General features: G+C 65.5%; 2 protein-coding genes and 1 riboswitch. Both genes read right to left on the bottom strand.

Going from position 1 to position 1,526, the window contains the following annotated elements; genetic code table 11:
* Positions 1-1,236: adenosylhomocysteinase (gene ahcY, locus G7A99_RS11395; RefSeq protein ID WP_163140273.1), on the bottom strand; the 1,236-nt coding region annotated here is incomplete at its 3' end.
* Positions 1,237-1,249: 13 nt separating this feature from the next.
* A riboswitch (S-adenosyl-L-homocysteine riboswitch) is annotated at positions 1,250-1,337 on the bottom strand.
* Between the two features lie 35 nt (positions 1,338-1,372).
* A partial coding sequence (locus G7A99_RS11390) for a methionine adenosyltransferase domain-containing protein (protein ID WP_163140271.1) occupies positions 1,373-1,526 on the bottom strand: 154 nt, incomplete at its 5' end.

The following is a 1,526-nucleotide window of genomic DNA, read 5'->3' as shown; positions in this document are numbered from 1 at the left end:
ATGCAGCGCCATCTGCGCGAGCACCTGGTTGGAGAAGCTGTTGGACATCACGAAGCTCGGGTGGCCCGTGCCGCAGCCCAGGTTCACCAGCCGGCCCTGGGCGAGCAGGATGATCTTCTTGCCGTCGGGGAAGACGATATGGTCGACCTGCGGCTTGATCTCGTCCCACTCGTACTGCTGGAGGGAGGCCACGTCGATCTCGTTGTCGAAGTGCCCGATGTTGCACACGATGGCCTCGTTCTTCATGGCCTTCATGTGCTCGTGGGTGATGACCTGGTAGTTGCCGGTGGCGGTGACGAAGATGTCCGCCTTGTCCGCGGCGTAGTCCATGGTCACCACGCGGAAGCCCTCCATCGCGGCCTGCAGCGCGCAGATGGGGTCGATCTCGGTGACCCAGACCTGGGCGCCGAGGCCCTTGAGGCTCTGCGCGGAGCCCTTGCCGACGTCACCGTAGCCGGCGACCACGGCGGTCTTGCCGGCGACCATCACGTCGGTGGCGCGCTTGATGCCGTCGGCCAGCGACTCGCGGCAACCATAGAGGTTGTCGAACTTGGACTTGGTCACCGAGTCGTTCACGTTGATCGCCGGGAAGGGCAGGCCCTCGTCACGGGCGATCTGATAGAGACGGTTGACGCCGGTGGTGGTCTCCTCACTGACCCCGCGGATCTGCTCCTTGATGCGGGTGTAGAAGCCCGGGCGCTCCTCGAGCCGCTTCTTGATCGCGGGGAAGAGGGCGCGCTCCTCCTCGTTGCTCGGGTTGTCGAGGATGGAGGGGTCCTGCTCGGCCTTGGCGCCGACCATGACCACGCCGGTCGCGTCGCCACCGTCGTCCAGGATCAGGTTCGGACCGTCCTCGTTCGGCCAGTCCAGGATTCGGTGGGTGAACTCCCAGTACTCTTCCATGCTCTCGCCCTTGTAGGCGAACACCGGGATGCCCTGGTCGGCGATGGCCGCGGCGGCATGGTCCTGGGTGGAGTAGATGTTGCAGGAGGCCCAGCGGACCTCGGCACCCAGCTCGACCAGTGTCTCGATGAGCACGGCGGTCTGGATGGTCATGTGCAGGGAGCCGGCGATCTTCGCGCCCTTGAGGGGCTTTTCCTTGCCGTACTTCTCCTGCAGCGCCATGAGACCGGGCATCTCGGTCTCGGCGATAGCGATCTCCTTGCGACCCCAGTCGGCAAGGGCGAGATCGGCAACGTGGTGGTCGGTGCGGGTGTTGTCCACGACTGCGTTCATGGTTCACTCCGTTGGTCACCGAGCGCCGTTGTCGAATGTCGCGTCCGTCCGCCGAGCCTGGCCCCCACGATGCTTCGGGGGTTGCAGCGCTCCTCGGCAACGGACGTGCCCTTAAAGGGCATGGGCGTTGTCGTGCTTACTTGCCGCCGGCCTGACGAAGCGCGTCGGCCTTGTCGGTCTTCTCCCAGGGGAGGTCGATGTCCACGCGGCCGAAGTGCCCGTAGGCGGCGGTGCCGGCGTAGATCGGACGCTCCAGGTCGAGCATCTTGAGGATGCCGAACGGGCGCAGG

The sequence above is a fragment of the Arhodomonas sp. KWT genome (assembly GCF_010993615.1).
The sequence above is the reverse complement of the archived record's forward strand: the minus strand, read 5'-3'. Positions and strand labels throughout refer to the sequence as shown.